Source organism: Photorhabdus heterorhabditis, from assembly GCF_001280945.1.
In the GTDB taxonomy this organism is placed as follows: domain Bacteria; phylum Pseudomonadota; class Gammaproteobacteria; order Enterobacterales; family Enterobacteriaceae; genus Photorhabdus; species Photorhabdus heterorhabditis.
Genome location: NZ_LJCS01000212.1, coordinates 1 through 661, shown reverse-complemented (window position 1 = coordinate 661; position 661 = coordinate 1). Strand labels below are relative to the sequence as shown.

2 protein-coding genes are annotated in these 661 nt (G+C 46.9%); one reads left to right on the top strand and one right to left on the bottom strand.

The annotated features are described in order from the left end of the window. A partial coding sequence (locus AM629_RS21385) for a DeoR/GlpR family DNA-binding transcription regulator (RefSeq protein WP_161804270.1) occupies positions 1-294 on the top strand: 294 nt, incomplete at its 5' end. Between the two features lie 196 nt (positions 295-490). Here AM629_RS21385 and AM629_RS22920 read toward each other — a convergent pair. Continuing rightward, on the bottom strand, positions 491-661 hold a 171-nt coding region (locus AM629_RS22920; protein WP_152912070.1), incomplete at its 5' end, for a zinc ribbon domain-containing protein.

Genomic DNA, 661 nt, shown 5'->3' with positions numbered 1-661 from the left:
ATGCTACTTCGTAGCTTGAATGTAGACATTGCTTTTATTAGCACCAGTTCATGGGATCTGGAGCATGGTGTCTCCACACCACATGAAGAGAAAATATTAGTCAAACAGGCAGTACTAAAAACTGCCCGCCGCCGGGTCTTAGTTTCTGACAGTAGTAAATATGGCAAATACGGTATGTTTCGTGTCTGCCCGCTTTCGAGTTTGGATGATATTGTCTGTGATAGCCAACTTTCCCCAGAAGTGCAGCAACAATTACGAGAGCACAACCTGATATTACATACCGTTAGCATATAAGAACAAAAAATCTACTTACAAGCACAAATAGCCCAAAGCTATTAAACAAGGAGAGTCGCAATGAAAGTGATAATCACGGGTGCCGCAGGTTTTCTGGGCCAGCAACTTGCCAGTGCTTTGCTTAAAAATAACCAAAATTTAAACTTCGATCAGGTGACTGCTCCCCGCCGTAAAAAACGGCGAGGCTTCCCACTTCTCAGGCCGCAACCGTTGGTGCAACGGATTTACGCAGGCCTCCGGGGGCAGAAACGACGAGTCCCGCCGCCTGTAATACTGTTATGCCCTTGCCCTGGATGTTGATCGCCGCATTAATATCGCGGTCATGTTCGACTCGACAGAAAGGGCATTGCCAGATCCGCTTATGCAG